The organism is Pseudoroseomonas cervicalis ATCC 49957, from assembly GCF_000164635.1.
Taxonomy (GTDB): Bacteria; Pseudomonadota; Alphaproteobacteria; order Acetobacterales; family Acetobacteraceae; genus Pseudoroseomonas; species Pseudoroseomonas cervicalis.
In genome coordinates this window covers 1-1,075 of the sequence record NZ_GG770786.1, presented here as the reverse complement: position 1 = coordinate 1,075, position 1,075 = coordinate 1, and the positions used below count along the sequence as shown (strand labels likewise).

Here is a 1,075-nt window from a genome sequence, read left to right as displayed (position 1 = left end):
GATGGCCAGCACCGCGGCGCTGCCGGTCGGCGCGGTCAGCAGCACCGCCCACCAGGGCGCGCCGCCGAGGTCCAGATACCAGTCCCGCACCAGCGGCACGATGTTCCGGAAGTAGGCGGGAAAGGCGAAGTGGATCAGCGCCAGATAGGCCAGCCAGAGCGCGGCCATGCCCCAGGGCACCGGGTCGGCGAGCGGCCGGGCCCAGCCCTGGCGGCGGAACCGGGCGAGCAGCACCACCGCCTCGACCAGCGCCGGGACGGCCAGGAAATGCGGCTTCAGCGCGAAGCCGATGCCGGCCAGCAGCGTCACCGCCGCCACCAGCGCGGCCGGCGTGGCGCGGCCCAGGATGCGCCGCTCCGCCAGCAGCAGATAGGGCAGCGCCAGCAGCGCCATGAGCTGTTCGCGCTGGCCGAAATCCTGGCCGGCGGAGAGCGGCAGCAGCGGCAGCATGGCCGCCATCACCGCCTGCTCGGCCGGGCCGGCGGCGCGGTCGCGCAAGGCATGGCACAGCCCCCAGCACAGCGCGCAGAGCAGCAGCAGCGTCAGCACCAGCGCCTGGGACGCGGCGAGCGGCGTCACCGAGGCCAGCCAGGCGGCCGGCAGGTTCAGCAGGAAGATCAGCGGCGGGTTGATGTCGATCAGGTCGAGATAGAGCACCTCCCCCGCCCGCATCCGGCCGGCGAAATCCAGCACGGCGGCGACGTCGGGGTTCAGCGGCGGCGCCAGCACCACCGCCAGGAAGCCCAGCGCCGGCAGCAGCGCGGCCAGCCGCAGCGGCCAGCTTGCCGGGCGCGTTCCGGCGGCCTGGACAGGGGGAGGGGCAGGGTGGGCGGGCAGGCGCATGCGGGGCGGAATCCTGGCCGGGAAAGGCGGCGATGGCGCTTCCCTCGCAGCCCATTGCGGCAGGACGCGGGCGCTGCCACAAGGATCACGTGGACGCGATCGAATACAGCCTCATGGACCGGGCCGAGGACGGGATGTGGTGGTACCGCGCCCTGCGCGCCCGCGCCGAGGCGGCGCTGCGCGACGGCGCCCCGCCGCCCGGCCCCTGGCTGGATGTCGGCTGCGGCACCGG

Annotated in this window: 1 pseudogene; it reads right to left on the bottom strand. The window is 75.0% G+C overall.

The features are described 5' to 3' along the window. Positions 1-843: pseudogene (locus HMPREF0731_RS25825) on the bottom strand (hypothetical protein); the annotation flags it as partial. Positions 844-1,075: the final 232 nt, after the last annotated feature.